This window comes from Fibrella aestuarina BUZ 2 (assembly GCF_000331105.1).
In the GTDB taxonomy this organism is placed as follows: Bacteria; Bacteroidota; Bacteroidia; order Cytophagales; family Spirosomataceae; genus Fibrella; species Fibrella aestuarina.
The window spans coordinates 139677-163652 of the sequence record NC_020054.1 but is presented as its reverse complement, the minus strand read 5'-3'; the positions used below and the strand labels follow the sequence as shown (position 1 = coordinate 163652).

Below are 23976 nucleotides of genomic sequence, written 5' to 3'. Positions count from 1 at the left end.
TGTAAAGATGGTTGCTATATCAACCAATAGATTAATCGAAAAGTTTTTTGTGCAAAAATCAATGTTTTGGATAAGATTGGTGAATCAGGTAGACGTTGGCTGTCGGTACTGCTTGGTTAAGCTCGGTTAGTATGCATTTCTGTCATCCCGACGATAGGAGGGATCTTGAGGCACCTCAACTCACAAACAAAGATGCTTTAGGATCCCTCCTGTCGTCGGGATGACAAAAAAAGGCCGAGGGGCGGTGAGTATGGCGATGGCGCTTGGGCAAGCGGGGCCGTACCTGATTGTTTTGCTGGCTAATCCATCAGTAGCACCAGCTTGCCTTTAGCCCGGCCGGTTTCGCTGTAGTCGTGGGCCTGTGCCACTTGCGACAGGGGATAGGTCTTGTCGATCACGGACCGGAGTTTGCCTTCGGCAGCCTGTTTCAGCAACCAGTTCATGTCTTCCCGCGTAAACGAAAACAGGATCGACTCGGCTTTCTGCTTCGTGAAGATCGTCACGACCTGCTCCACCAACTGCTTCGGCGACGGAATGGTGGTTACGTAGGTACCTTCGTCGGTAAGGATGGCGCGGCAGGCATCGAACGAACTTTTCCCCACCGCATCAAATACGAGTTCGTACTGCTCGGGCAATTTGGTGAAATCGGTCGTTTTGTAGTCGATCACTACGTCGGCACCCAGTTGCCTGACCAGCGCGGCGTTGTCGGCGCTACAAACCGCCGTGACATATGCGCCCATCCCTTTAGCCAGTTGCACGGCATACGTACCTACCCCGCCCGACGCTCCGTTAATGAGCACGCGATCATTAGGGCGCAGATGCCCTTTGTCACGCATGCCCTGCAACGCTGTGCCAGCCGCTACGGGCATGGCCGCCGCCTGCGCAAACTCGATGCTGTCGGGCAGTTTGGCCACAAACTTCTCGTTTGCCGACACGTACTCGGCGTAGGCCCCACCCGTCGGGCCAACCGACGCCACCACGCGGTCGCCGGGTTGCAGGTCGGTCACCATCAGCCCGACGGCTTCCACCACACCGGCGCAGTCGGCCCCCAGTATTTTCGGAAACGAGCCAAAGAGCAGCAGTTTCATCGACCCGTCGCGCACCTTGGTATCGACCGGGTTGATGGCGGCGGCCTGTACCCGGATGAGTACGTCGTGGGTGTCGACCTCAGGCTTGGGTACGTCCTGAATCTGTAATTCCTGGCTGCTGCCATACTGGTTGATGATTGCTGCCTTCATGCCGTTGACGTGGAGCCGGGTTAAGTAACGCTCCATCCTGTAAACGACTCGACCTGCAAAGGGTTTTGTCAGTTAGCACGGGGCCGGGTGAGCGATCAGCGGCGCAGGCAACGTACCCAGCCCGGTTTATGTACGTACCTGATGGTCGACAGGGCTATTTCGTCGCATCAGCCAGCGGGATCAACTTCGCCGACAGATCGGGCGTTTTCATCCCTTTGTCGAACGGAAACATCGGGCGTTGGATGCGCTTGTAGGGTAACCGGAACAAATCCTGATCCACACCGCCGGGCGTGAGGGCCATGATCCAGTCTTTCTGCATGTCGTAGAGTTCGGGTTGCAGGTAGCCGATCTTCACCACCACGATGTCGGCGGTGCGCGGATTGAGGCCCAGCCGCACAAAGTCTTTTTCTTCGTGGTAGGGCTTGCGCTTCTGTGTCACGATCACGTGGGCGCTGCCCACGTTCACCACCACTTCCACCTCGGCATCCTTATCGCCGCGGACAATGGCCGTTACGGTGCCTTTCAGGGGTACGGGCGGCGCAAACCGGTGGTCGACAATGGCACCGGCCGTCCCGTCCACCTGCCCGCCAACGCCCGCCGCGATAGCTTTTTTCACAAATTCAGGGTCGGGGATCGAGGCGTAGAGGAGCGTGGGGCCATCGGCCTTTTTGAACTCGGGCCGTTTCAGAATCTCCGTAATCGTCCAGGTAACGTCGCCCGCGCCGCCCGCCGTGGGGTTGTCGCCCGTGTCGCTGATGTAAAACGGGTGCTTGGGGCTGGCAATGGCCTTGGTCAGCACGTCGTCTAACGTACCGGTGGGCGCTACAAAATCGAACTGATTGCGTACCGCCCAGAAGTCACGGGCCAGTTTCTCGGCGGTTTGCGTCACCTTCGCCCGATCGTCGCCCACGACCATCACGGCCGCGTGGTTGCGGGGTTCGTCGGCCCAGGCGTAGCCAATCCAGATGCTCGCGTCGACCACGCCCGGCTGCTGATCGGCGAGGGGCGTCACCTGCTGATACAGGCTCTTGCCCGGCTCGATGCGCGTACTCGTTTTTTCGCCCGGCAGCAGAATGGGTACGTTGATGAGCGCTTTGTAGGCGGGTTTGCCTTTGCCGCTTTTGAGCCGGTTCATCAGGTTCGTTACGGCCCGCTCTTTGGTCTGCATGGCGTCTTCGTGCGGGGCCATCCGGTAGCAGGTCATCAGATCGGTATGGTGCGCGAGCCGCTCCGAGACGTTGCCGTGCAGGTCCATCGAGGTGGAGATGAGGGTTTTGGTGCCCACCACCTGCCGGATGCGCGTGATCAGATCACCTTCGGGGTCGTCGAGCCCCTGCACGCTCATGGCCCCGTGAATATCGAAATACAGGCCGTCGTAAGGCGCGTATTTTTTGAGCGAATCAAGCATCTTCCCGACCAGCGACTCGTAGGCGTCCCGCGCCACGATACCCCCCGGCAGCGACTTGCCCACCACCGTCGGGAACCACCGCGCCTGTTTCCGCAGCGGAGCCGCGCCCATCATAAACGGGTAGGCGCTGAAGACTTCGCCACTGTAGCGGGCATGAAAAGCCGGTTCGAGCGTGACGGCGGGCGAAAACGTGCTGGATTCGATGCCCAGCCCCGCAATGGCGATGCGGGGCAAAGCGCCGCCCGGCGTAGCGACGCCCGGAGAAGACGTTTCGGCGTCGGGTTGGGAAAAGGCCGGTTGGCCAAGGGCGAGTGTGAGGCCGAGAAGAAGCTGCTTCATGCCAACAAGGTACGGCATTCGGCAACGCAGGCAACCCGTAAGGGGCGGATCTGGGCCAGTTACGGGGCCAGGGCGGCGTACCAGATCCAGGCGATATAGAGGGGTTGAAACAGCAGCCGCGACCAGATGTACCACGGTTTAGCGGGCAGGCCTCCCGGTGGCGGCAGGTTGTTGACCGCCACGTTGATGTTGGCCGGAAAAATTGCGATCAGCAGCCCAATCAACCCCCAGGCCGACGCCGTGCGCGTGGCCGGAATCAGCAGCCCCAGCCCCAACACTATTTCCGCCAGGCCCGACAAATACACCAGCCGCCGCGGGGCGGGCAGCCCTTTAGGAATCATGTACTGCATCAGGTCGGGTTTACGAAAATGGCTGACCCCAATCAGCGAAAACATCACCGCCGCCCCCAGCAGCATATCGTGCCGAACGAGCCGCAGGTAATCGAGTGAAAGCATCCATCCGATGCCGTACAACAGTGCGGCGATAGCCACCAATCCACCAAAAAAAGCCATAACCTGATCTGTTTTGCCAGGCTGCAAAGGTCTGCGTCGCCGGGTGCCGCACGGCTAACATTTGTTAGCAAATCAGATGGTGCGCCGGATACGGCTCAGGCTTTCGGGCTCGATGCCGAGGTATGACGACAGATGCTTTACGGAAATCTGCTGAACCAGCCGGGGGTTTTGCGCCAGCAGTTGGTTGTACCGCTGCTTGGCCGTGCTGGTCAGGAAGGCGACTTCGCGGCTGGTTTTCCGTAAAAAAGCCTGCTCGGCAATCAACCGGCCAATGCGCTCGGCCGCGTGCGATTCGTCGTAAAAGCGCAGCAGATTGGCCCGGCTAAAGCGTAGCGCGTGCAGGTCGGTCAGCGCCTGAATGTTGAACTGACTAGGCTGCCCCGTCAGAAACGACGAATACGCCGACGTAAAATCGTTGCTGAAGACAAAATCGACCGACACGTCCTTCCCGTCGTTGTTGAGCGATACTCGCGCCATGCCCTCGGCGAGGTAATAAATGTACTGTTCCACCTGCCCCGCTTCGGTCAGGAAGGCGTTTTTGGCGCAGATAACCGGCTCCACCATGGTCAGAAACCGGAGCCATTGGGCGTCGGTGAGGGGAATCAGTTCGGTGAACCGCTGGCGGAGTTGGTCGTAGTGCGTCATCGGTTCGGTAAGGGGCGTGGCGTTGAAAAGAGGGCGACTTATTTGGCGGCGGGCCGGGTCGTAAACAACTCGAAGCGGTACACTTCCTGCCGCACCACCTCAAACAGGCGATTCAGCTGCTTTTGGGCGGCGGCGAGTTTGGGGTCGGTGGGGTCGGCCAGCACGTTTAAACTGGTAACGGGCCGGGTCAGGGCAAACCCGTAGCCTTTCTCGCTGCCTGCCGGTACTTTCAGGGCCGAGAAACTCCAGCCACCCGCCTGTTTCTGGTCAATGAGCGTGCTGCCCGTTTGTTTCAGGCTGGCCAACGTACCGGGCCAATCGGCTAGCGGGTCGCGCAGCTTCAGAAAATCGACCACCACCGTCTGGGTTTTGCCGGGGCTGAAATCGGGGCCGTAGAGGGCGTCGAGGTTTTCCCAGATGTCGATCCGGACCACCGGGGCCGTGAGCCGGTCACGGCGGTTCAGGTCGGCCATACGTACCTGCACACTGTCGCCGTACAGTTTGGCCATGGCGGCTGGTGAGGCGCCGCCCATGCCCATCGTGGGCGAGACAATGCAGGTGACGTAGTCGTATTCGGCGGGGTTGGGGTTCGAACTGAACTGCTTCACCATCATGTGCCAGCCGATGAGCTTGCCCTCATCCACCGCCGCCTGGTTGATGGCCTTCCACTCCCGCTCCACCGGCATCGCGTTCTGGATGGTCATACCCGGTGCCAGTTTGTGGTAGATCAGGTACGTGTAGGTTTTACCACCCGAACGTACCTGCGCCGAAACGGAGGCGGCAATCAGAACAAAAAAGAGAAGGAATTGAAAACTGGCTGGCCGACGGGACATGATGCTTGTGTTTATAGGCAAATCCCGCCTGCCCCGGCTTTTACTGTTCAGGCCCGGCGTTTGGGCGTGCGTCGAAGAAATCGGTTGCACCGCACCAACGCCGGGCCGGCGCTAATCAGGCGACCTGCACGGCTACGTCATAGTAGTCGACCGTTGGCAGCCCGGCGAAGAAGGGCTTCATGTGCTGCAGTACATTTTGCAGGAAACCACTGGTTTCTGCGGCGGTTCGGGTTTCCGCCGATTCCCAGAGTGTCACCATCAGGCAACGGTTCGTGTCGGTGTTGACCAGAAACCGACTGTTTAAAAAACCGGTCTGCTGCTTCAGCGCGGGACCCACCGTATCCCGAAAATAAGTAGTGGCTTTCTCGGCAGCCCCCGGCTGAAGGGGTACCTGAACAATGCGAGCGTACATAGTGCGTATGGGTTAGTAATAAACTAGAAAGACAGCGCGGGCGGCATTCAGTTACCTCCTCACGGCCCTAATTTATACTTTATTGACGGGCAACAAACGAATCGATACGACACGAAATCGCTGCTTGAGTAAAACCCATCATTACCCGCACTTTTTGGTCTATGAAACAGAAGCTATTAACCGCTTGGCTGTGTGGATTTGCCACCACCACAAGCGTATTGGCGCAAAACTGGACCGAAACCAAAGCCGACACGCGCGTAACGGTCGTCAATAAAGGCGGCCAGACGCTGGGATACTCGACTACGTCGGGCGTGAAATTACTCACCAACAAAGGCTTTGCCTTTAAAGACCTGAACCGCAATGGACGACTCGATCCCTACGAAGACTGGCGACTGCCCGTAGCCACGCGGGCCAAAAACCTGGCGAGCCAACTGTCGGTCGCGCAGATTGCCGGCCTGATGCTCTACAGCCGTCACCAGCCTATTCCGGCAGCACCGGGTGGGCCATTTGCCGGTACGTATGGCGGGAAGGTGTTTGCCCAGAGCGGGGCTGATGCCGCCGACCTGTCGGATCAGCAGAAAGAGTTCTTGACGAAAGACAATGTGCGGCACGTGCTGGTTACCTCGGTGCAGAGCCCGGAAATTGCCGCCCGCTGGAACAACAACGTGCAGGCGCTGTGCGAAAGCCTGGGGCTCGGCATTCCGGCCAACAACAGCTCCGATCCGCGCCACGGCACCCGGGCCGATGCCGAGTACAACGCCGGGGCGGGCGGCACCATCTCGATGTGGCCCGGCTCGCTGGGCATGGCCGCCTCGTTCAACCCCGATCTGGCGGAGCAGTTTGGCCGGATTGCCGCCGCTGAATACCGGGCGTTGGGCATCGCCACGGCCCTGTCGCCGCAGGTCGATCTGAGCACCGACCCGCGCTGGTACCGATTTAGCGGCACTTTCGGCGAAGACCCGCTGCTGGTCACCGACCTGACCCGCGCTTACATTGATGGCTTTCAGACCTCGACGGGGAAGGCCGAGATCAACGGCGGCTGGGGTTACGGCAGCGTGAACGCGATGGTAAAACACTGGCCGGGCGGCGGCTCGGGCGAGGGCGGGCGCGATGCCCACTATGGCTACGGCAAATACGCCGTTTACCCCGGCAACAATTTCGAGTCGCACTTTCTGCCGTTCATCAACGGGGCGTTCAAACTGAAAGGCAAGACTGGTACGGTGGCGTCGGTCATGCCGTATTACACGATTTCGACGAATCAGGACAAGAAGAACGGCGAGAACGTCGGCAACAGCTATAACCGCTACATCATCGGCGATCTGCTGCGGGGGAAGTACAAGTATGATGGCGTGGTCTGCACCGACTGGAACATCACCGCCAACGAAACCGCCGTCGATGTGTTTCTGACGGGGAAATCGTGGGGTGTCGAAAAGCTAACGGTGGCCGAACGGCACTATAAAATCCTGAAAGCGGGCGTCGATCAGTTTGGGGGGAACAACGACGCCGCGCCGGTGCTCGAAGCCTACCAGATGGGTGTGAAGGAACTGGGCGAAAAAGCCATGCGTGCCCGGTTCGAGCAATCAGCGGTGCGGTTGCTGACGAACATCTTCCGGACGGGGCTGTTCGAAAATCCCTACCTCGATCCCGCGCAGACCAAAGCCGTCGTTGGGAAGGCCGAGTTTATGCAGGCGGGCTATCAGGCGCAGTTGCAGTCGGTGGTAATGCTGAAGAACAAAGGCAATGTGCTGCCGCTGACGAAGCAGAAGACGGTATACGTACCTAAGCAGTTCACCCCGGCGGGGCGCAACTTTCTGGGCATGGCCACCCCCGAAAAGCTGGATTACCCCGTCAACATCAACATCGTGAAGCGGTACTTTGCCGTAACCGACAACCCCGACGAGGCCGATTACGCGCTAGTGTTTGTTCGTAGCCCGAACTCAGGAGGCGGCTACGACAGCGACGAGGCCAAAGCGGGCGGCACGGGCTACGTACCTATCAGCCTGCAATATGGTCCCTACACGGCGCAGGGCACCCGCGACCCAAGCATCGCCGGGGGCGACCCACTGGAAAAATTCACGAACCGAACCTACAACGGCAAATCGACCAAAACGATCAACGCGACCGATCTGACCATGATCACGGAGGCCTACGCCAAGATGAAAGGCAAGCCGGTGATCGTGGCCATGAACGCCTCGAACCCGGCGGTGGTGAGCGAGTTTGAGAAACAGGCCAACGCGCTGCTCGTGAGTTTCGGCGTGCAGGATCAGGTGCTGATGGACCTGCTGACGGGCACCGCCGAACCCTCGGCCCTGCTGCCCTTCCAGATGCCCGCCGACATGAAGACGGTAGAAGCGCAGGCCGAGGACGTACCCCGCGACATGACTCCCTACGTCGACAGCGAAGGCCATACCTACGATTTTGGCTTTGGTCTGAACTGGAAAGGCGTCATCAACGATGCCCGTACTGCGCGCTACAAACGCACGGCGTTGAGTTTGAAATAACTACACATCGCCATGGATTAGCAACAGGACCAGCCAGGTGGTGCAGATCGCCATCTGGCTCTTAAGCGAACCAAGCGCCCGAAATAACAGATTCGCGACAGATTGCCGGTTGATCTCCATCAAGTCGGCAATCTGTTCGTTTTCCAGCCCTTTGTAAAACTTCAGGAAAATCACTTCCTGCTGCCGTTTGGGTAGCCTATGAATCGCCTGCCGCACGCGCTGCTCACTTTCAGAGTCGGCTTCGTGCTGTTCAATGTGGGTTTCGGCGGTTTGCCAGTCGGTCAACTCGGTCACTTCGGGCGTCGCCAGCGACGACAGCATCCGCACGGGCCGCCGGTGTTCGGCCAGCAACTGATTCCGCAGTGATTTGAACAGGTACATCGCCACCACCTGAATCGTCAGCGTGGTGCGGCGCTCCCAGATGCGAATAAACACCTCCTGAATGGCATCTTTAATAAACTCCCGGTCGTCGGTGAAATTGGTGGCGTAGGTGAACAGCGACCGGTATTGGGCGTCGGCCAGCTGACAAAACGCATCCTTATCGCCGGCCTGTGTCTTATGCCAGAGCGTCAGAAGAAATTCGTTTTCGTCGAGAAGTCGCTGGTTTAGCTCCACAAGTGCCCCGTTCCTGCTATTGGTGTAAACTAATAAGTAAAATTCTGGCTAAGCGGACCTAAAACAGGCGGCCCTGCGCCCAATTCGGCCATTCCGTTCGACTAATTTACAATCATCTGCGATTCGGCATTGCGTAAAAATAAAGTTTTATCCGAGTGAGTATTGGCGGTACGATCTTGCATCTTTCCTTCAAAACGGCATAGATAGTACTCAGCGCATGCAGGCATACCGAGACCTCGAACCAGACGAATTAGCGGCAGATCCATCGTTTCAGCGCTGGAAACTGACGGCTGATCCCGACGCCAGTGCGTTCTGGAACGAGTGGCTGATCCACAACCCGGACCGGCACGAATTGATCGAAAAAGCCACGCTGCTGCTGACGGCCATTCACCAACAATATGCGCAGCTGGCTCGGCAGCATCCGCCCGTTTCAGACGAGGAAGTCCGGCATGAAATCGGCCGGCTCCGCCAATCGCTCGACGAGCCGCGGGTAAAACCGTTGCGGGGCAGTGGACAGGGCAACAGCTGGTTTACACCCCTTCGGTATGGCGTAGCGGCGAGCGTGTTGCTCCTGCTCGGCCTGTTTGGCTGGTATCGCCTGCGCCCAACGACCACGCCCGATCCGCAGACGGTCACGTATACCGATCTGATCGCCGTTGCGCAGGAAACTAACTCACTGATTGAAGTCGAAAACAACGAAACAAAACCCCTAACGGTAGCCCTGCCCGACCAGAGTACGATCGTGGTGTATCCGAAAAGCCGGGTGAGTTACCCAAAAGCATTTACGGGCAACAAACGCGAAGTGTACCTGCAGGGGCAGGCTTTTTTCTCGGTCACGAAAAACCCGGCGAAACCATTCTACGTCTACGCCAATAGCCTCGTCACGAAAGTGTTAGGGACGAGCTTTACGGTACAGACATACGAGACAAACCGGCAGGTAAAGGTGGTGGTCAATACGGGTCGGGTATCGGTATACGCCGCCAGCCAGAAACCAGCCAGCAACCCCAAAGACGAAACGAAGCTGACGGGCGTGGTGCTGACGCCCAATCAGCAGATTGTCTTCTCGCCGGTGGATAGCCGCCTGGTGAAGAGTGTAGTCGCCAACCCGGTGGTGCTGAAACCCGCCGTTCAGCAGCAGGCCTTTCGTTTCCAGCGCACACCCATGGCCGAGGTGTTCGCGACCCTTGAGCAGGCATACGGCATCAACATCAACTACGATGCCGACCTGATGCGTACCTGTTACCTGACGGCCTCGCTGTCGGATGAACCCCTCTTTCAGAAGCTGGACCTGATCTGCCGGACGGTCAATGCCAGCTATGAACAGGTGAATGGCGACATCGTAATCCACGCCAATGGATGCGACTGACGCCCGGAGCAATGCCCCTCTTTTGACACCCGTATGCCTATGAACAAACGACCGTATCGCCCCTAAAAAGCAAAGTCGAAGATGCGCCAACATCTCCGACTTCTCAATCGCCCTCGTGTAACGCTAACTACAACGTCCGCCCCAGCGGATCAGGACTTTATTGTGCCAATTTTTAACTGACAACCCTCAAAATTATGCCAAGAGGACTACTTTTTCAAAAAAACATACAGAAACTTATGCGCATTGGATTCTACCAGGCCATTCTGTCTGTTGCCCTTTTCTCCCTGGCCCGCGCCCACACGGTGAGCGGTCAGCAGGTACTCGAGCAAAAGGTAACCATTCAGCTTTCCAACGCTGATGTCGAGAAGCTGCTGGATAAACTCGAAGCGGCCACCAAGGTGAAATTCATGTATAACCCGCAAATTTTCGACGGGACACAGAAATTCAACTACCGCTTTCAGAATGAGCCGCTATCGAGCGTACTCGATAAGGTGCTCACGCCCCACCGGGTGGCCTACGAGGTGGTGCAACAGCAGATCATTCTGCGGCGACAACCGGGGGCCATAGCGCCGCTGAAACCCACGAGCCAGTCGGAGGCGCCCAAGCGCCGGGTGAGTGGCACCGTGCTCGACGAAAAAGGCGACGGCCTGCCCGGCGTGAGTGTGGTGTTGAAAGAGACCATGCGCGGGACCACCACCGGCGTCGACGGTCGTTTTTCGCTCGAAACGCCCGATGCAGGCGCGATCCTGATTTTCAGCTTCGTCGGTTACCAGAAGCAGGAAGTGACCGTCGGCAATCAGGATAACCTGTCGGTGAAGCTCGTGCCCGAAGCCAGCACGCTTAACGAGGTGGTCGTAACGGCCCTTGGTATCTCGAAGGAAAAGAAAGCGCTGGCCTACGCCGTCTCGGAGGTGAAAGGCAGCGAGTTTACGCAGGCGCGGGAAAACAACGTAGCCAACGCCCTGACGGGTAAAATCGCCGGGGTAAACGCCACCGGGATGGCCACCGGCCCCGGTGGGTCGAGCCGGATCATCATCCGGGGCAACGGCTCGCTCAACGGCAACAACCAGCCATTATACGTGATCAACGGGATGCCGATGGAAAACAGCACCCCCGGCGGTGGTACGCTGGCCGACGGCAACGGCATGAACGTGGACCGGGGCGACGGTATCGGCGGTATCAACCCCGACGACATCGAGAGTATCAACGTATTGAAAGGTGGCCCGGCGGCGGCCCTCTACGGTGCCCGTGCGGCCAACGGCGTGATTCTGATCACGACGAAGAAAGGGCGCGGCCAGAAAGGGCTGGGCATTGAGGTGAATAGCACCACCACCTTCGAAGACATTGCCGTGATTCCGAACTGGCAGTATGAATACGGACAGGGCGTCGATGGCAAAAAACCGACCACGCTGACCGAGGCCAAAAGCACGGGCCGCCTCTCGTACGGTGCCAAGATGGATGGCCTGCCGACGATTCAGGTCGATGGGCAGTTGCACCCCTATTCGCCCCAGAAAGACAATCTGAAAAACTTTTATCAGACGGGTAGCAATTACATCAACTCGGTAGCGCTGACGGGCGGCAGCGAAACGGTCAACTTCCGGTTGGGGCTTAACAACACGCAGGCCAACAGCATCGTGCCGAATTCGTCGTTTTCGCGGCAGATTGCCAATCTCAACCTGAATGCGTTTCTGGGCAAGCGCCTGAGCGTCGAGACAGTGTTTCAGTATAACCGCGAAATCGGCACCAACCGGCCGAAGGTAGGCTACGCCGACATGAACCCGCACTGGGCAACGTACCTGATCGCCAACGTCGTCGACATCCGCAGCCTCGCGCCGGGCTATGACCCCGCCACGGGCAAAGAGATGGAGTGGAACCCCGTGCCGGCCGCTCCGAACCCGTATTTCGTGGTCAACAAGTTCAAGAACGACGACGTTAAGAACCGGTTCATCAGCCAGGGAAGCCTGCGCTACGACATCCTCGACAACCTGTACATCAAAGGCAGCGTGAGCCAGGATTTCTACAGCTTCCAGTCGGAATACGTGCAGCCAACGGGCAACGCCTACCAGCCGCTGGGTACGTATGATGCCCGCAAGGTGACGGCCTCGGAAACCAACGGCATGGTGACGATGAATTACAACAACACCAGCCTGGTTAAGGACCTGACGTTCTCGGCGCTGTTGGGTGCCAACGCCCAACAGTCGATCTACGATCAGACGGCGATTGCCGGAAGCGAATTCACGATCCCGTACTTCTACAGCTACACCAACCTGGCCGCCTCGACCACCACGCCAACGTACCTGAAGAGCGCTATCAACTCAGTCTTCGGTTCGGCTGACTTTGGCTACAAAAACGTAGCGTACCTGACGCTCTCGGGTCGGCAGGACTGGTTCTCGGTACTGAATCCGAAGAGCAACAACATCTTTTACCCGTCGGTGGGTGGCTCGCTGATTCTGTCCGACGCCTTCCAGCTGCCCAAGGCCATCAGCTTTGCCAAGCTGCGGGCGTCGTGGGCGCAGGTGGGCGGCGCGACCGTCAATGCCTATCAGATTTACCAGTACTACACCATGCAGCAGGGTGGGCATAATGGCCGGCCGGTAGAGGTGCTGTCGTCGTCGCAGGTGCCCAATCCCGACCTGAAGCCGCTCACCTCAACGACCTATGAAGGTGGCATCGAAGCCAAGTTCTTTAACAACCGCCTCGGCCTCGACCTGACGCTCTACAACCGAAAAACCACCAACGACATCGTGACGACCAACATCGCCGTGTCGTCGGGGTACCGCTCGGCGCTGCTGAACGTGGGTGAGTTGAGCAACAAGGGTATCGAACTGCTGCTGACCGGCACGCCCATCAACCGCGGCGGCCTGACCTGGGACGTGAGCTACAACATGGCCTACAACAAAAGCAAGATCGAGCGGCTGGCTGAAGGCCTCACCAGCATCGACATCGGTACGGGTGTGGGTGGCGGCGTGGTGCGCAACGCCCTGGGCCGGCCCTACGGCACCGTTTGGGGCTATCGCAAGAAAACCGACGCCAATGGCAACGTGATTTTCAACACGGCCAGCGGCTACGCGGTGCGCGGTGATCTGGAAGAAATCGGGCAGGGCACGCCGCCGCTGACGATGGGCATCACCAACAATTTCCGGTACAAAAACTTCTCGCTCAACATCCTGGTCGACGGCAAGTTTGGCAGCATTGTCTACTCGAACCTGTACCAGTATGCCTACCGCTTCGGGCTGCCGCAGGAGACCTTGCCCGGCCGCGAAACGGGTGTCACCGTGGAGGGCGTAACGCCCGAAGGCGCTCCGTTCACCAAGTTCTGGAAGAAAGAAGACGTGGATACGTACTACGACAACGACAAGAACTACACGGCCATGTTTATGTTCAACAACGATTTCGTGAAGCTGCGGCAGGTGATTCTGAGCTACAATCTCCCCGTCACGAAGGTGAAGTTCGTGAAGTTACAGGCTGCGTCGATCTCGTTCGTGGCGCGCAACCTGGCCATTCTCTACAAGGATAAGAAAAACCAGTATTTCGACCCCGAGTCGGGCTACACAAGCACGAATGCCCAGGGTTTGGAAGCCTTCGGCGTGCCCCGTACCCGCAGCCTGGGTGTGAACCTGATGGTGAAATTCTAACCCGCTAACAACATCACAATGACTCATTTTCTTCAAAAAATAGGCGTGGCGGCTTCGTTCCTGCTGTTGGTGTCGTCCTGCGACAAGGGCTTCGAGCAGATGAACGTCGACCCCAACAAATACGCGGAGGTCATCCCCGAATACCTCTTCACCCGCGCCCAGCTCGACGGCGTCAGCACCAACTTCACCGGGGCGGCTTATCTGACCATCGGGCAGTCGATGCAGCATTTCTCGACTTATAAGGAAGTGCCGGCCGCGGGCGATAAGTACTTCAACTACACCTACTCGACGGCCAGCTGGGATGCCTACTCAGGTACGTTGGCGGGGCAGGGGGCGGTCATCTCCATCCGGCAGGTGATCGACAAGGTAGCTACGAGCCCGGCGGACGTCAACAAGCTGTCGGCGGCGCGGATCTGGAAGGCGTACCTGTTCCACCGCCTCACCGACCTCTACGGCGACATTCCGTATTCGGATGCAGGCAAGGCGCTGTCAGATAAAAATTATGCCCCCAAATACGACACGCAGCAGGCCATCTACGCCGATCTGCTGAAAGAGCTGGACGAATCGGTTGCGGCCTTCGACGCCACCAAACCGACCTTCGGCAACGCCGATCTGCTATTTAGCGGCGACGTGACGAAGTGGAAAAAATTTGGTTACTCGCTCATGCTGCGGCTGGGTATGCGCCTGACGGAGGTGGACCCCAACACGGCCAAAACCTGGGTGCAGAAAGCCATTGCCGGGGGTATCATCCTCGACGATGCCGACCGCGCCGTGATTGGGTACGTCGATGGCTCGCAGCTCGCTAGCCGGAACTTCATCGCCAACGGTCTGCTCAGCACCGATTACATCACGCCCGGTGGCGACAATGTAGAAGGCGGCAAACTGGCCAAAACGCTGATCGACTACCTGAAAACGACCAAAGATCCGCGCTTGAACGTCTGGTCGATTGTCTGGACAACGAGCGATAACAAGACGTTCACGGCTGATACTACTTCGGCGCTGCAAAGCGGGATGCCCAACGCGGCCTACAACAACCTGCCCGCCAATTTCAACTCGTTTTCGGAACCTAACCCCAACACGCTGCTGAAATACAGCGCTCCGCTGGTGGTGCTGGGTAACGCTGAGACGAACCTGCTGCTGGCCGAAGCCGCCGTGCGGGGCTGGTATGCAGGTAGCCCGGCTGCTACGACCTACGCCAACGCCGTACGGGCTGGCATGCGGCAGTGGTCGCTGTTTGGCACGGGTGGGGTAATTGCCGACGCCAAAATAAACGGCTATCTGGCGGGCAACCCCTACAAGGCGAGCGGCACGGTAGCTGAGCAGCTGGAGCAGATCGGTACGCAGAAATGGGTGTCGCTCTTCCTGGAAGACGAGTACGAAATCTTCGCCAACTGGCGCCGGACGGGTTACCCCAAACTGACGCCGACCAACTACCCGGGTAACCTCACCGGCGGCAAAATCCCGACCCGCTTCGTGGTGCCCGATTCGGAAGAGACCTACAACCGAACCAACTTCCTCGAAGCGCGGGCGCGGCAGGGCGGGTCCAATACCCTGTCGAGTGTCGTGTGGTGGGATAAGTAAATGGGTTATGATTTGCGGTTTGTCGGTTGAGGGTATTTAACTCGCTTATACTGAGTAGATAAGCCCGATAGGTGGCCACTGTTACAACAGTTTTTTGTCATCCCGACAACGGAGGGATCTTAGAGCGTCCTCAACTGAGAGCTAGGAAACGTCAAGATCCCTCCGTTGTCGGGATGACAAAAAAACTGCTGATAAAGCAAGGTGATAAAGCATAAAACGAACGATGAAACAAAAACGCCGCTCCCTGCTCAAAGGCCTGTTCAGCATGGCTGGGTACGTTACCGGATTGGAGAGCCCGCCCCAACCGCTGGTGACACCCGCTTCCACCGCAACCGGTGTGGTGACGCACGATGATGTACCGCTCTATTCCAGCGCGACCCGGCTCGGTAACCTGCTGTTCCTGTTCGGCATCGGGGCGCACTTCGACGGCGATATCAAATCACACACCGACCATGTGCTGAACGAGCTGGAAAAAGAACTGATCAAAGCCGGCTCGTCGATGGATAAGGTGCTGAAAGTGTCGGTGTTGCTACACGACCCCAACGACTATCAGGCGATGAACGAGGTCTATCGCGGTCGTTTCGGGCCCAACCCGCCTGTCAGGACCACGGTGGCCGTGCGCAGCGGTATTCCGAACGACTCTCTCGTGGAGATTGATTGCATTGCCCATTTGTAAGTGGCTGTCGGGAGTGCTTGGCCGAAGGGCTACGTGGCCACGAATACGCATTCACCCACATGCTAGTTAACCAGAACCATGATCCGCGTTGCGCTTGTCCTGCTGGGTTGGTTGCTTACCGGCGCCGGGCTGATGGCTCAGACCGAGCTGTCGGGACGTGACACCACGGAACTGCGCATTCGCCAGACCACCGATTTTACCGTCAACGGCCTGGGTGATCATGCCAACTGGACAAAGACCGATTGGGTGCCTATTACGGTACAGGAATCGGCCGGTCGGGCGCTGGGCACAAGGGTCAAGCTGCTGTATTCGGAAGCTGGGCTCTATTTCCTGTTTCAGGCCGACGACGAGCAGTTAACGGCTACGATTCTCGAAGATTTTGGCGCGCTGTATAACGAAGATGTCGTCGAGGTTTTTCTCTGGCCCGACCCCTCGGTGCCGATCTATTTTGAGTACGAACTGTCGCCCCTGAATTACGAACTGCCGATTCTGGTGCCCAATGTTAACGGCAAGTTTTTAGGCTGGAAACCCTGGCACTATGCCGGTAGCCAACGTACCCAGCACGCCACATCGGTGCAGGGCGGAAAAAAGAAAAGCAACGCCCCGATTAAGGGCTGGACGGCCGAATTCTTCATTCCGTACAAGCTGATGAACCCGATCGTGACCACGCCGCCCAAACCCGGTACGGTCTGGCGGGGCAACCTCTACCGCATTGATTACGACCGTGGTTACCAGACTTGGTCGTGGCGAAAAACGAGCGGTAGCTTTCATGAATTCGCCAAATACGGCCCCATTCGCTTTGATTGATTAACCCCTCATTTAAATCAAAACCAATCATGCTCAGCAGACGAAAATTAATCAAACAGCTCTCGGCCATGCCACTCGTTGGCGGCCTGTTTGGCGCGGCTACTCCGCTCACCGGTGCTCTGGCGGCCCCGGCCATTGCCTCGCGTAACCTGGTGAAGGAATTGGGCATCCGCACGTTCATCAACGCCGCCGGTACCTACACCGCCATGACCGGCTCGCTCATGGACGACGACGTGGTGAGCACGATTCTGGCGTCGTCGAAAGAGTTTATGATGCTCGATGACGTGCAGACGAAAGTGGGCGAGAAAATCGCCGCCATCACGCATGCCGAATCGGCGGTGGTCACGTCGGGCTGCTTTTCGGCCATGACGCTGGGACTAGCGGGCGTGCTGACGGGCATGGATCAGAAAAAGGTCGAGCAGTTGCCGCATTTGGGCGGCACGGGTATGAAGTCGGAAGTGATTGCCCAGAAAGGGCACGACATCGGCTACTCGCACGCCCTCACCAACACGGGCTGCAAAATCGTGCAGGTCGAAACCATCGAGGATGTCGAGAAGGCTATTAGCGACAAGACCGCCATGCTCTGGTTCCTGAACGTACAGTCAGACAAAGGCAAGATCAACCACGAACAGTGGGTGGCGCTGGGCAAGAAGCACAACATCCCCACGATGATCGACATCGCCGCCGACGTACCCCCGGTCGAAAACCTGTGGAAATTCCATGATATGGGCTTCGATCTGGTGTGTGTATCGGGCGGAAAAGCCATGCGCGGCCCCCAAAGCGCCGGTCTGCTGATGGGCAAGAAAAAGTACATCGACGCGGCCCGGCTCAGTATGCCGCCGCGCGGGTCGACCATCGGCCGGGGCATGAAGGTCAACAAGGAGGAGATTCTGGGGATGTACGTCGCGCTGGAGAAGTTTGTCGCCCGCGATCACGACAAAGACTGGAAGATGCTGGAAGAGCGCGCCAACACCATCGCCAGCGCCGCTCGTAGCGTAAAAGGCGTCGACGTGGCCATCACGGCCCCACCGCTGGGCAACCACACGCCGACGCTACGCATTACGTGGGATCCGGCCAAAGTAAAGGTAACGCCCAATGCCCTGCGGGAAGCCCTGCGCACCGGTACGCCGTCGATCGAAACGGTAGGCGACGACAAGGGCGTGGGCATGACGGCCTGGATGCTCAAACCTGGCGAAGACAAAATCGTAGCCACCCGCCTGAAAGAAGAACTGACTAAAGCCGCTGTGTAACTGGTGTAGTTGCTGACGCGTAGTCGAAAGGCTATGCGTCAGCAACTACACCAGCTACCTCCGTCGACCCGATACCATACTGCCGTATGCTCAACCGTTTCTGTTTCCTATTCCTGCTGCTGGCTGGGTACGTTGCCCAGGCACAGACCTATACGCTGCTTATTAAAGGCGGGCGGCTCATCGACCCGAAGAACAACATCGACGCCCCGATGGACGTGGCGATCATCGACGGGAAAGTAGCGCGCGTGGCGAAGTCCATTGATCCGAAGGAGGCCAAACAGGTAGTCGATGCCAACGGGTTGTACGTGATGCCGGGCCTGATCGATATGCACGGGCATGTGTTCTACGGCACTGAGCCCAACCACTACCTCAGCAACGGGCTGACGGCCGTATCGCCCGATGGCTTCACGTTTCGGGTGGGCGTAACCACCATCGTGGACGCGGGCGGCGCGGGCTGGAAGTCGTTTGAGACGTTTAAACAGAACATCATTCTGTCGTCGAAAACGAGGGTGCTGTCCTTCCTCAACATTGTGGGCGAAGGCATGCGCGGTGGCCGCTACGAACAGGACACCGCCGACATGGACCCGAAACAGGCGGCCAAGGTGGCCCTCGACAATAAAAACGACGTCGTTGGTTTCAAAGTCGCGCATTTTCAGGGGCCAAGCTGGGCGCCGGTCGACCGGGCCGTTGCCGCCGGTAAACTGGCCAATATGCCCGTGATGATCGACTTTGGTGGCAGTACACCCCCGCTCCCGCTGAGCGATCTGTTTCTGAACCACCTGCGGCCCGGCGACATCTACACCCACGCCTACACCAATCTGGAAGGCAATGTGCGTGAGACAATCGTCGACGAAGCCACCAAAAAGGTGAAGCCGTTTGTGTGGGAAGCGCGCAAAAAAGGCATCGTGTTCGACGTGGGTTACGGCGGGGCGAGCTTCAACTTTTCGCAGGCCATTCCGGCGGTCAGCAGTGGCTTTTACCCCACCACCATCAGCACCGATCTGCATACGGGCAGCATGAACGGGTCGATGAAAGACATCCTGTCGATCATGTCAAAGTTCATGCTGATGGGTATGAAACTGCCCGATGTGGTGAAAGCCGCCACCTGGACGCCCGCGCAGGTGATCAAACGCGAAAATTTAGGCCACCTCTCGGAAGGCGCCATTGCCGACGTAACGGTACTCGCTCTGCGGCCGGGCAACTTCGGCTTCTACGACAAAACCGGCTATAAACTGACGGGCAAACAGAAACTCGAATGCGAAGTGACGGTCAAAGGCGGCAAGGTCGTCTATGACCTCAACGGTCTGGCCAAACCCATCAGCACGCCCTAGAGACAGCCCGTGAAGGAGTGGCTTCATCACCCGATTACAGCCACTGATCTACCGTTTACTACTCACGCACCAGTTTATGCGAACTCACCTATACCGAAAAGGATTGTTGCTATCGCTGATCGCGACGGTCGGCTTTGTGCAGCGCGAATCGGGGCATGTTCTACCAGCCCGAAAGGCCGAAAACGGCGGTCTGTTTCTGCCCGACGGCTTCGAGGCCACGGTGGTCGTCGACAGCCTACCCGGCCGGGCTCGTCACCTGGCCGTCAACGACAACGGCGATATCTACGTGAAAGCGCGTTTTGCCCGCGACAAAGATGAATCGGTGATTGCGCTGCGGGATACGAATGGCGATGGTCGGGCCGATGTTATCAAACAGTTCGGCGGGCTGGCGCGGGAGCGGGCCTACGGCACGGCCATGCGTATTCACGACGGCTATCTGTATTTCAGCTCCGAGCTGTATGTCTACCGCTACAAGCTGACGCCCGGTGAACTTGTGCCCAGCAGTCCGATGGAGATCGTGCTGACCGACGATCATAAGCACGGCATGCACGAGCACATCGCCAAGCCCATCACCTTTGATCAGCAGGGTAATCTGTATGTGCCCTTCGGTGCGGCGTCCAACGCCTGTCAGGAAGTGAACCGGATTCCGGGTATGCGCGGCATCGATCCCTGCCCCATGCTGAAAGACCACGGTGGTATCTGGCGCTTCCCGGCCAACAAAACCGGCCTGACCCAGAAAGATGGCGTCCGCTACGCCACCGGCCTCCGGAGCGTAGTTGGCCTCGACTGGAACCCCGCCGACAACAGCCTCTACGCCCTGCAACACGGCCGCGACGATCTGCTGATGCTCTGGGCCGACCGGTTTTCGCCCTGGCAGAGCGCCGTATTGCCCGCCGAAGAGCTATTCAAGGTCAAAAGCGGCATGAACGGCGGCTGGCCCTATTGCTACTACGATCAGCTTCAGGGCAAGAAACTGCTGAACCCGGAGTATGGCGGTAACGGCAAAAACGTAGGTCGTTGCGGGCAGTACGAAAAACCCCTGATCGGCTTTGCGGCGCACCTGGCCCCCAACGACCTGCTGTTCTACCAGGGCGTAACGGCCACCAACGGTTTTCCGGATCACTACAAAAACGGGGCGTTCATTGCCTTCCACGGGTCGACCAACCGGGCCCCCTACCCGCAGGCAGGCTACTTTATCGGCTTTGTACCGGCCAAGAACAATGGCCTGTCGAGTGGCTGGGAAGTGTTTGCCGATGGCTTCGCGGGTATCGACCCGATCGTGAACGTGAGTGATGCCGTGTACCGCCCGATGGGCCTCACGATGGGCCCCGATGGTTCGCTGTACATCGCTGAAACCGAGAAAGGCAAAATTTGGAAGGTGACCTACAAGGGCAATCGGCAGGCGTTCGGGGCTGAGCAACTCGCCCGGATGGAAGCCCGCAAGCAACAATCGAACATCCGTGATCCCGACGAAATTGCCGATAACCTGGACCGCGGCAAGCCCATTGCGGGCGGCAAAATCTATGGCATCTATTGCTCAGCCTGCCACCAGCGCAACGGCATGGGCGACTCGCAACGGTTCCCGCCCCTGGCTGGCTCGGAGTGGGTACTGGGCGACAAAGCCAAACTCATCGGCGTGCTGCTGAAAGGCCTTGAAGGCCCTATCGAAGTCAAAGGCCAATCGTACAACAACGTGATGCCCGCGCACAACTTTCTGTCGGATACCGATCTTGCCGAAGTGCTAACCCATATTCGGACCAATTTTGGCAACACGGGCGATGGTGTCACGGCCGCGGAAGTGAGTACCGTGCGCACCTCGCTGCTCAGCCTGAATAAACCCGCCGACACCCGGGTTAATCGATCAAAACGAAAATAAACCAAGTCCCCAATTGTCTATGAAACCACAACGTCGCTCTATTCTCAAACGTCTGTTTGCCTCGGCTGCCGGTGTCGTTGGCCTAAGTGCCGCCGCCAAAGCCGCCAACGTACCTGCCGCCGAAGAAGCCGCGGTTCAGAAAGAAGTCTTCAACGTCGAGTACCAGCAGGACGTACCCCTGTTCTCGGGATCGACCAAACTCGGCAACCTGGTGTTTGTCGCTGGCAAAGGCTACCACAAGGAAGGCGATATCAAAGTCCATACCGACGAGGTGCTTAAAGAGTTGGAGCGGGAACTGATCAAGGCTGGGTCATCGATGGAGAAGGTGCTGAAGGTGAGCGTTTTCCTGCACGATCTGAACGACTACAAAGCCATGAACGAGGTCTACAAAGGCCGGTTTGGCAGCAAACCGCCCGTGCGCACGACGGTGGCCGTCTATGGCGGGGTGCCGGGCGCCTCGCTGGTGGAAATGGATTGTATCGCCTACATCTAAACCGCCGGCCGGTCGCCCCCAAAAATCAGTGCAGCGTTCCCGCTTCGGGGAACGCTGCGTTACCCACTCACTGTATGCAAAAGCTCTTCCTCTTTCTGACCGTCATCGGTCTGAACGGCTCGCTATTGGCTCAGCCGTTCAGCATCGTGATCAAGGGCGGTCACGTGATCGACCCCAAAAACAACATCGACGCCATCATGGACGTCGCCATCAGCGACGGCAAGATTGCGCAGGTCGCCAAAAGCATCGATACCAAAGGCGCCTTGCAGGTGGTTGACGCGAAAGGCCTCTACGTCACGCCCGGCCTGATCGACATCCACACGCACGTCTTTTTCGGTACCAACCTCGACCAGACCTACAGCAACGGCCCCAACGCCCTGCCGCCCGATGGCTTCACGTTCCGAAATGGCGTCACCACGATCGTCGACGCGGGCTGCTCGGGCTGGCGCGACTTCGAGACGTTCAAAAAACAAACCATCGACCGGTCGCAAACGCGCGTGCTGGCCCTGCTCAACATCGTCGGGAAAGGCATGCGGGGCGGCGACATCGAGCAGAACGTGGCCGACATGGACGCCCAACAAACAGCCGACATGGCCCGGAAATACCCCGCGCAGGTGGTGGGCGTGAAGCTGGCGCATTTCAACGGCTATAACTGGACGCCTACCGAGCGCGCCGTGGAAGCAGGCAAGCTTGCCAACGTACCTGTGATGATCGACTTCGGCGGGAGCGAACCCGTCTTACCGCTGGAAGAACTGTTTCTGAAAAAGCTCCGCCCCGGCGACATCTACACGCACTGCTTTGGGCAACTGAAAACCCGCGAGGCCATCGTCGACGTACCCAGCGGGCAGGTAAAGCCGTTTGTTCTGGAAGCGCATAAACGCGGCATCCGCTTCGATGTGGGCTATGGCGGCATCAGCTTCGCCTTCTCACAGGCCATTCCGGCCCTTAAAAACGGGTTTGTGCCCACCTCCATCAGCACCGACATTCACACCGGCAGTATGAACAACGCCATGAAAGACATGCTCAACGTGATGTCGAAATTCATGGCGATGGGCATGAGCCTCAACCAGGTGATCCGAGCCAGTACCTGGCAGCCGGCGCAGGCCATCCGTCGACCCGAACTGGGAAGTCTATCGGTTGGATCTGAGGCCGACGTCGCCATCCTGAACCTGCACGAAGGCAAGTTTGAGGTGCGCGATACGGGCGTGTTCGGCTTCTTCGACTACACCGGCTACAAAATCGAAGGCAGGCAGAAACTGGGCTGCGAAATGACCATCCGCAACGGCCGCATCGTTTACGACCTCAACGGCATTGCCAACCCGGTCGTGGTCACACAACAACCCCGCTCCTGAGGCGTGGCCGGGCATCAGCCATTCTGTATTCACCCGATTTCCCAAACAATCCGTTACTGCAAGGCTCAGCAGATGAGCAGATTCGGTAACGGATTGCCTTTGCATGCATACCGTACAACGAAATTACCCGCAGCCTTGCGACTCATGATCTGTTTACCCAAAACCATCCTCTTTTTTGCCCTCATCACGCTGGGTACGTTGTCGGCGCGGGCGCAAACCCTGTCGAAAGATGAACTAACGTACCTGACCTCGGAGTGGAAAGGCGAACGCTTCCCCGACGGCCGCCCCAAAATCTCCGACGACCTGCTGCGCCGTGCCCGCGAGGTGAACACCGAAGAAGCCTGGACGATCCTGCGCAACGAAGGCTACACCTGCCAGTTTGAGCGCGGCTGGAAAATCATTCACCCCGATCAGCCACTTGTGGGCCGGGCGCTGACGGCCATGTACCTGCCCAGTCGGCCCGATCTGGAAAAACTGGTGAAAGACCGCGGGGCCAAACAGGGACGCATCGGCAACACCAACGCGTGGCCCATCGATCAGTTGGGTAAGGGTGATGTCTACGTAGCCGACGGCATGGGCAAAATCACCGACGGCACCCTGATTGGTGATAACCTGGGCAACTCGATTTACGCCAAAACCGGCACGGGCGTGGTGTTCGATGCGTCGGCCCGTGACCTCGAAGGCCTGCGTCGGATCGAGGGGTTCAACGCTTTCGTGCGCGACTGGGACCCGTCGTATCTGAAAGAGTCGGTGCTGATGGGACTCAACACGCCCATCCGGATCGGGAAAGCCATCGTGATGCCGGGCGATCTGGTGCTGGGCCGCAGCGAAGGCGTGGTGTTTATTCCGGCGCACCTGGCCGAAAAAGTGATTCAGACGGCGGAGTTCATTGCCCTGCGCGACAAGTTCGGCATCTCGATGCTGAAGGCGGGAAAATACACGCCCGGCCAGATCGACAGCCAGTGGACCGATGCCATCAAGGAAGACTTTTTGAAGTGGCTGGATAAAAATCCGAACGAGATCCCGATGAAGCGGGCCGAACTGGATGCTTATATGAAAAACCGTACGTGGTAAACCGCGGCGTTCCTAAACCCCCTCTGATTCTG

19 protein-coding genes are annotated in these 23976 nt (G+C 58.2%); 12 read left to right on the top strand and 7 right to left on the bottom strand.

Annotation, left to right across the window (positions count from 1 at the left end; all coding sequences use genetic code 11):
• Positions 1 to 299 precede the first annotated feature (299 nt).
• The 6 genes from FAES_RS00655 to FAES_RS00630 all read right to left on the bottom strand — a co-directional run bounded on the left by FAES_RS00655 (position 300) and on the right by FAES_RS00630 (position 5387).
• Entirely contained in the window at positions 300 to 1274 is a 975-nt protein-coding gene (locus FAES_RS00655; RefSeq protein ID WP_015329244.1) for an NAD(P)-dependent alcohol dehydrogenase, read from the bottom strand.
• A gap of 118 nt (positions 1275 to 1392) precedes the next feature.
• On the bottom strand, positions 1393 to 2985 hold the full coding sequence (locus FAES_RS00650) for a M81 family metallopeptidase (RefSeq protein WP_041257312.1): 1593 nt from the start codon (positions 2983 to 2985) through the stop codon (positions 1393 to 1395).
• A gap of 59 nt (positions 2986 to 3044) precedes the next feature.
• Positions 3045 to 3497 (bottom strand): DoxX family protein, encoded by a 453-nt coding sequence (locus tag FAES_RS00645; protein WP_015329242.1) that lies wholly within the window; start codon positions 3495 to 3497, stop codon positions 3045 to 3047.
• Positions 3498 to 3569: 72 nt separating this feature from the next.
• Positions 3570 to 4142, bottom strand: a complete 573-nt coding sequence (locus tag FAES_RS00640; RefSeq protein ID WP_015329241.1) for a Crp/Fnr family transcriptional regulator — start codon at positions 4140 to 4142, stop codon at positions 3570 to 3572.
• A 38-nt stretch (positions 4143 to 4180) separates the two neighbouring features.
• A complete protein-coding gene (locus tag FAES_RS00635; RefSeq protein ID WP_015329240.1) occupies positions 4181 to 4975 on the bottom strand; it encodes a hypothetical protein in 795 nt (264 codons plus the stop codon).
• A 115-nt stretch (positions 4976 to 5090) separates the two neighbouring features.
• Complete coding sequence (locus FAES_RS00630; RefSeq protein WP_015329239.1) at positions 5091 to 5387, bottom strand: antibiotic biosynthesis monooxygenase family protein; 297 nt, start codon at positions 5385 to 5387, stop codon at positions 5091 to 5093.
• Between the two features lie 161 nt (positions 5388 to 5548).
• Between FAES_RS00630 and FAES_RS00625 the strand changes: the two genes are divergently transcribed.
• Positions 5549 to 7888: a glycoside hydrolase family 3 protein gene (locus FAES_RS00625; protein ID WP_015329238.1), complete on the top strand. Its 2340-nt coding sequence runs from the start codon at positions 5549 to 5551 to the stop codon at positions 7886 to 7888.
• Here FAES_RS00625 and FAES_RS00620 read toward each other — a convergent pair whose 3' ends face one another.
• Positions 7889 to 8503, bottom strand: coding sequence for an RNA polymerase sigma factor (locus FAES_RS00620; RefSeq protein WP_015329237.1), 615 nt, complete (start codon positions 8501 to 8503; stop codon positions 7889 to 7891).
• A 217-nt stretch (positions 8504 to 8720) separates the two neighbouring features.
• Here FAES_RS00620 and FAES_RS00615 point away from each other — a divergent pair, with 217 nt between their 5' ends.
• The 11 genes from FAES_RS00615 (at position 8721) to FAES_RS00565 (ending at position 23944) form a co-directional block, all read left to right on the top strand.
• On the top strand, positions 8721 to 9869 hold the full coding sequence (locus tag FAES_RS00615) for a FecR family protein (RefSeq protein ID WP_015329236.1): 1149 nt from the start codon (positions 8721 to 8723) through the stop codon (positions 9867 to 9869).
• Positions 9870 to 10105: 236 nt separating this feature from the next.
• Positions 10106 to 13504 (top strand): SusC/RagA family TonB-linked outer membrane protein, encoded by a 3399-nt coding sequence (locus FAES_RS00610; protein ID WP_015329235.1) that lies wholly within the window; start codon positions 10106 to 10108, stop codon positions 13502 to 13504.
• Between the two features lie 18 nt (positions 13505 to 13522).
• Entirely contained in the window at positions 13523 to 15085 is a 1563-nt protein-coding gene (locus FAES_RS00605) for a SusD/RagB family nutrient-binding outer membrane lipoprotein (RefSeq protein ID WP_015329234.1), read from the top strand.
• Between the two features lie 223 nt (positions 15086 to 15308).
• A complete protein-coding gene (locus FAES_RS00600; protein ID WP_015329233.1) occupies positions 15309 to 15761 on the top strand; it encodes a RidA family protein in 453 nt (150 codons plus the stop codon).
• 78 nt (positions 15762 to 15839) lie between these two features.
• A complete protein-coding gene (locus FAES_RS00595; protein ID WP_015329232.1) occupies positions 15840 to 16568 on the top strand; it encodes a carbohydrate-binding family 9-like protein in 729 nt (242 codons plus the stop codon).
• A 29-nt stretch (positions 16569 to 16597) separates the two neighbouring features.
• A complete protein-coding gene (locus FAES_RS00590; RefSeq protein WP_015329231.1) occupies positions 16598 to 17818 on the top strand; it encodes an aminotransferase class V-fold PLP-dependent enzyme in 1221 nt (406 codons plus the stop codon).
• Between the two features lie 86 nt (positions 17819 to 17904).
• On the top strand, positions 17905 to 19149 hold the full coding sequence (locus FAES_RS00585) for an amidohydrolase/deacetylase family metallohydrolase (RefSeq protein WP_015329230.1): 1245 nt from the start codon (positions 17905 to 17907) through the stop codon (positions 19147 to 19149).
• A 76-nt stretch (positions 19150 to 19225) separates the two neighbouring features.
• Positions 19226 to 21025 carry a PQQ-dependent sugar dehydrogenase gene (locus FAES_RS00580; protein ID WP_015329229.1) on the top strand — a complete coding sequence of 600 codons (1800 nt, stop codon included), beginning with the start codon at positions 19226 to 19228 and terminating at the stop codon, positions 21023 to 21025.
• Between the two features lie 19 nt (positions 21026 to 21044).
• The gene (locus tag FAES_RS00575) at positions 21045 to 21518 is read left to right on the top strand and encodes a RidA family protein (RefSeq protein ID WP_015329228.1); all 474 of its coding nucleotides are present in this window, start codon (positions 21045 to 21047) and stop codon (positions 21516 to 21518) included.
• 74 nt (positions 21519 to 21592) lie between these two features.
• Positions 21593 to 22870: an amidohydrolase/deacetylase family metallohydrolase gene (locus tag FAES_RS00570; RefSeq protein WP_015329227.1), complete on the top strand. Its 1278-nt coding sequence runs from the start codon at positions 21593 to 21595 to the stop codon at positions 22868 to 22870.
• Between the two features lie 144 nt (positions 22871 to 23014).
• Entirely contained in the window at positions 23015 to 23944 is a 930-nt protein-coding gene (locus tag FAES_RS00565; protein ID WP_148289268.1) for an RraA family protein, read from the top strand.
• The last annotated feature ends 32 nt before the right edge of the window (positions 23945 to 23976 follow it).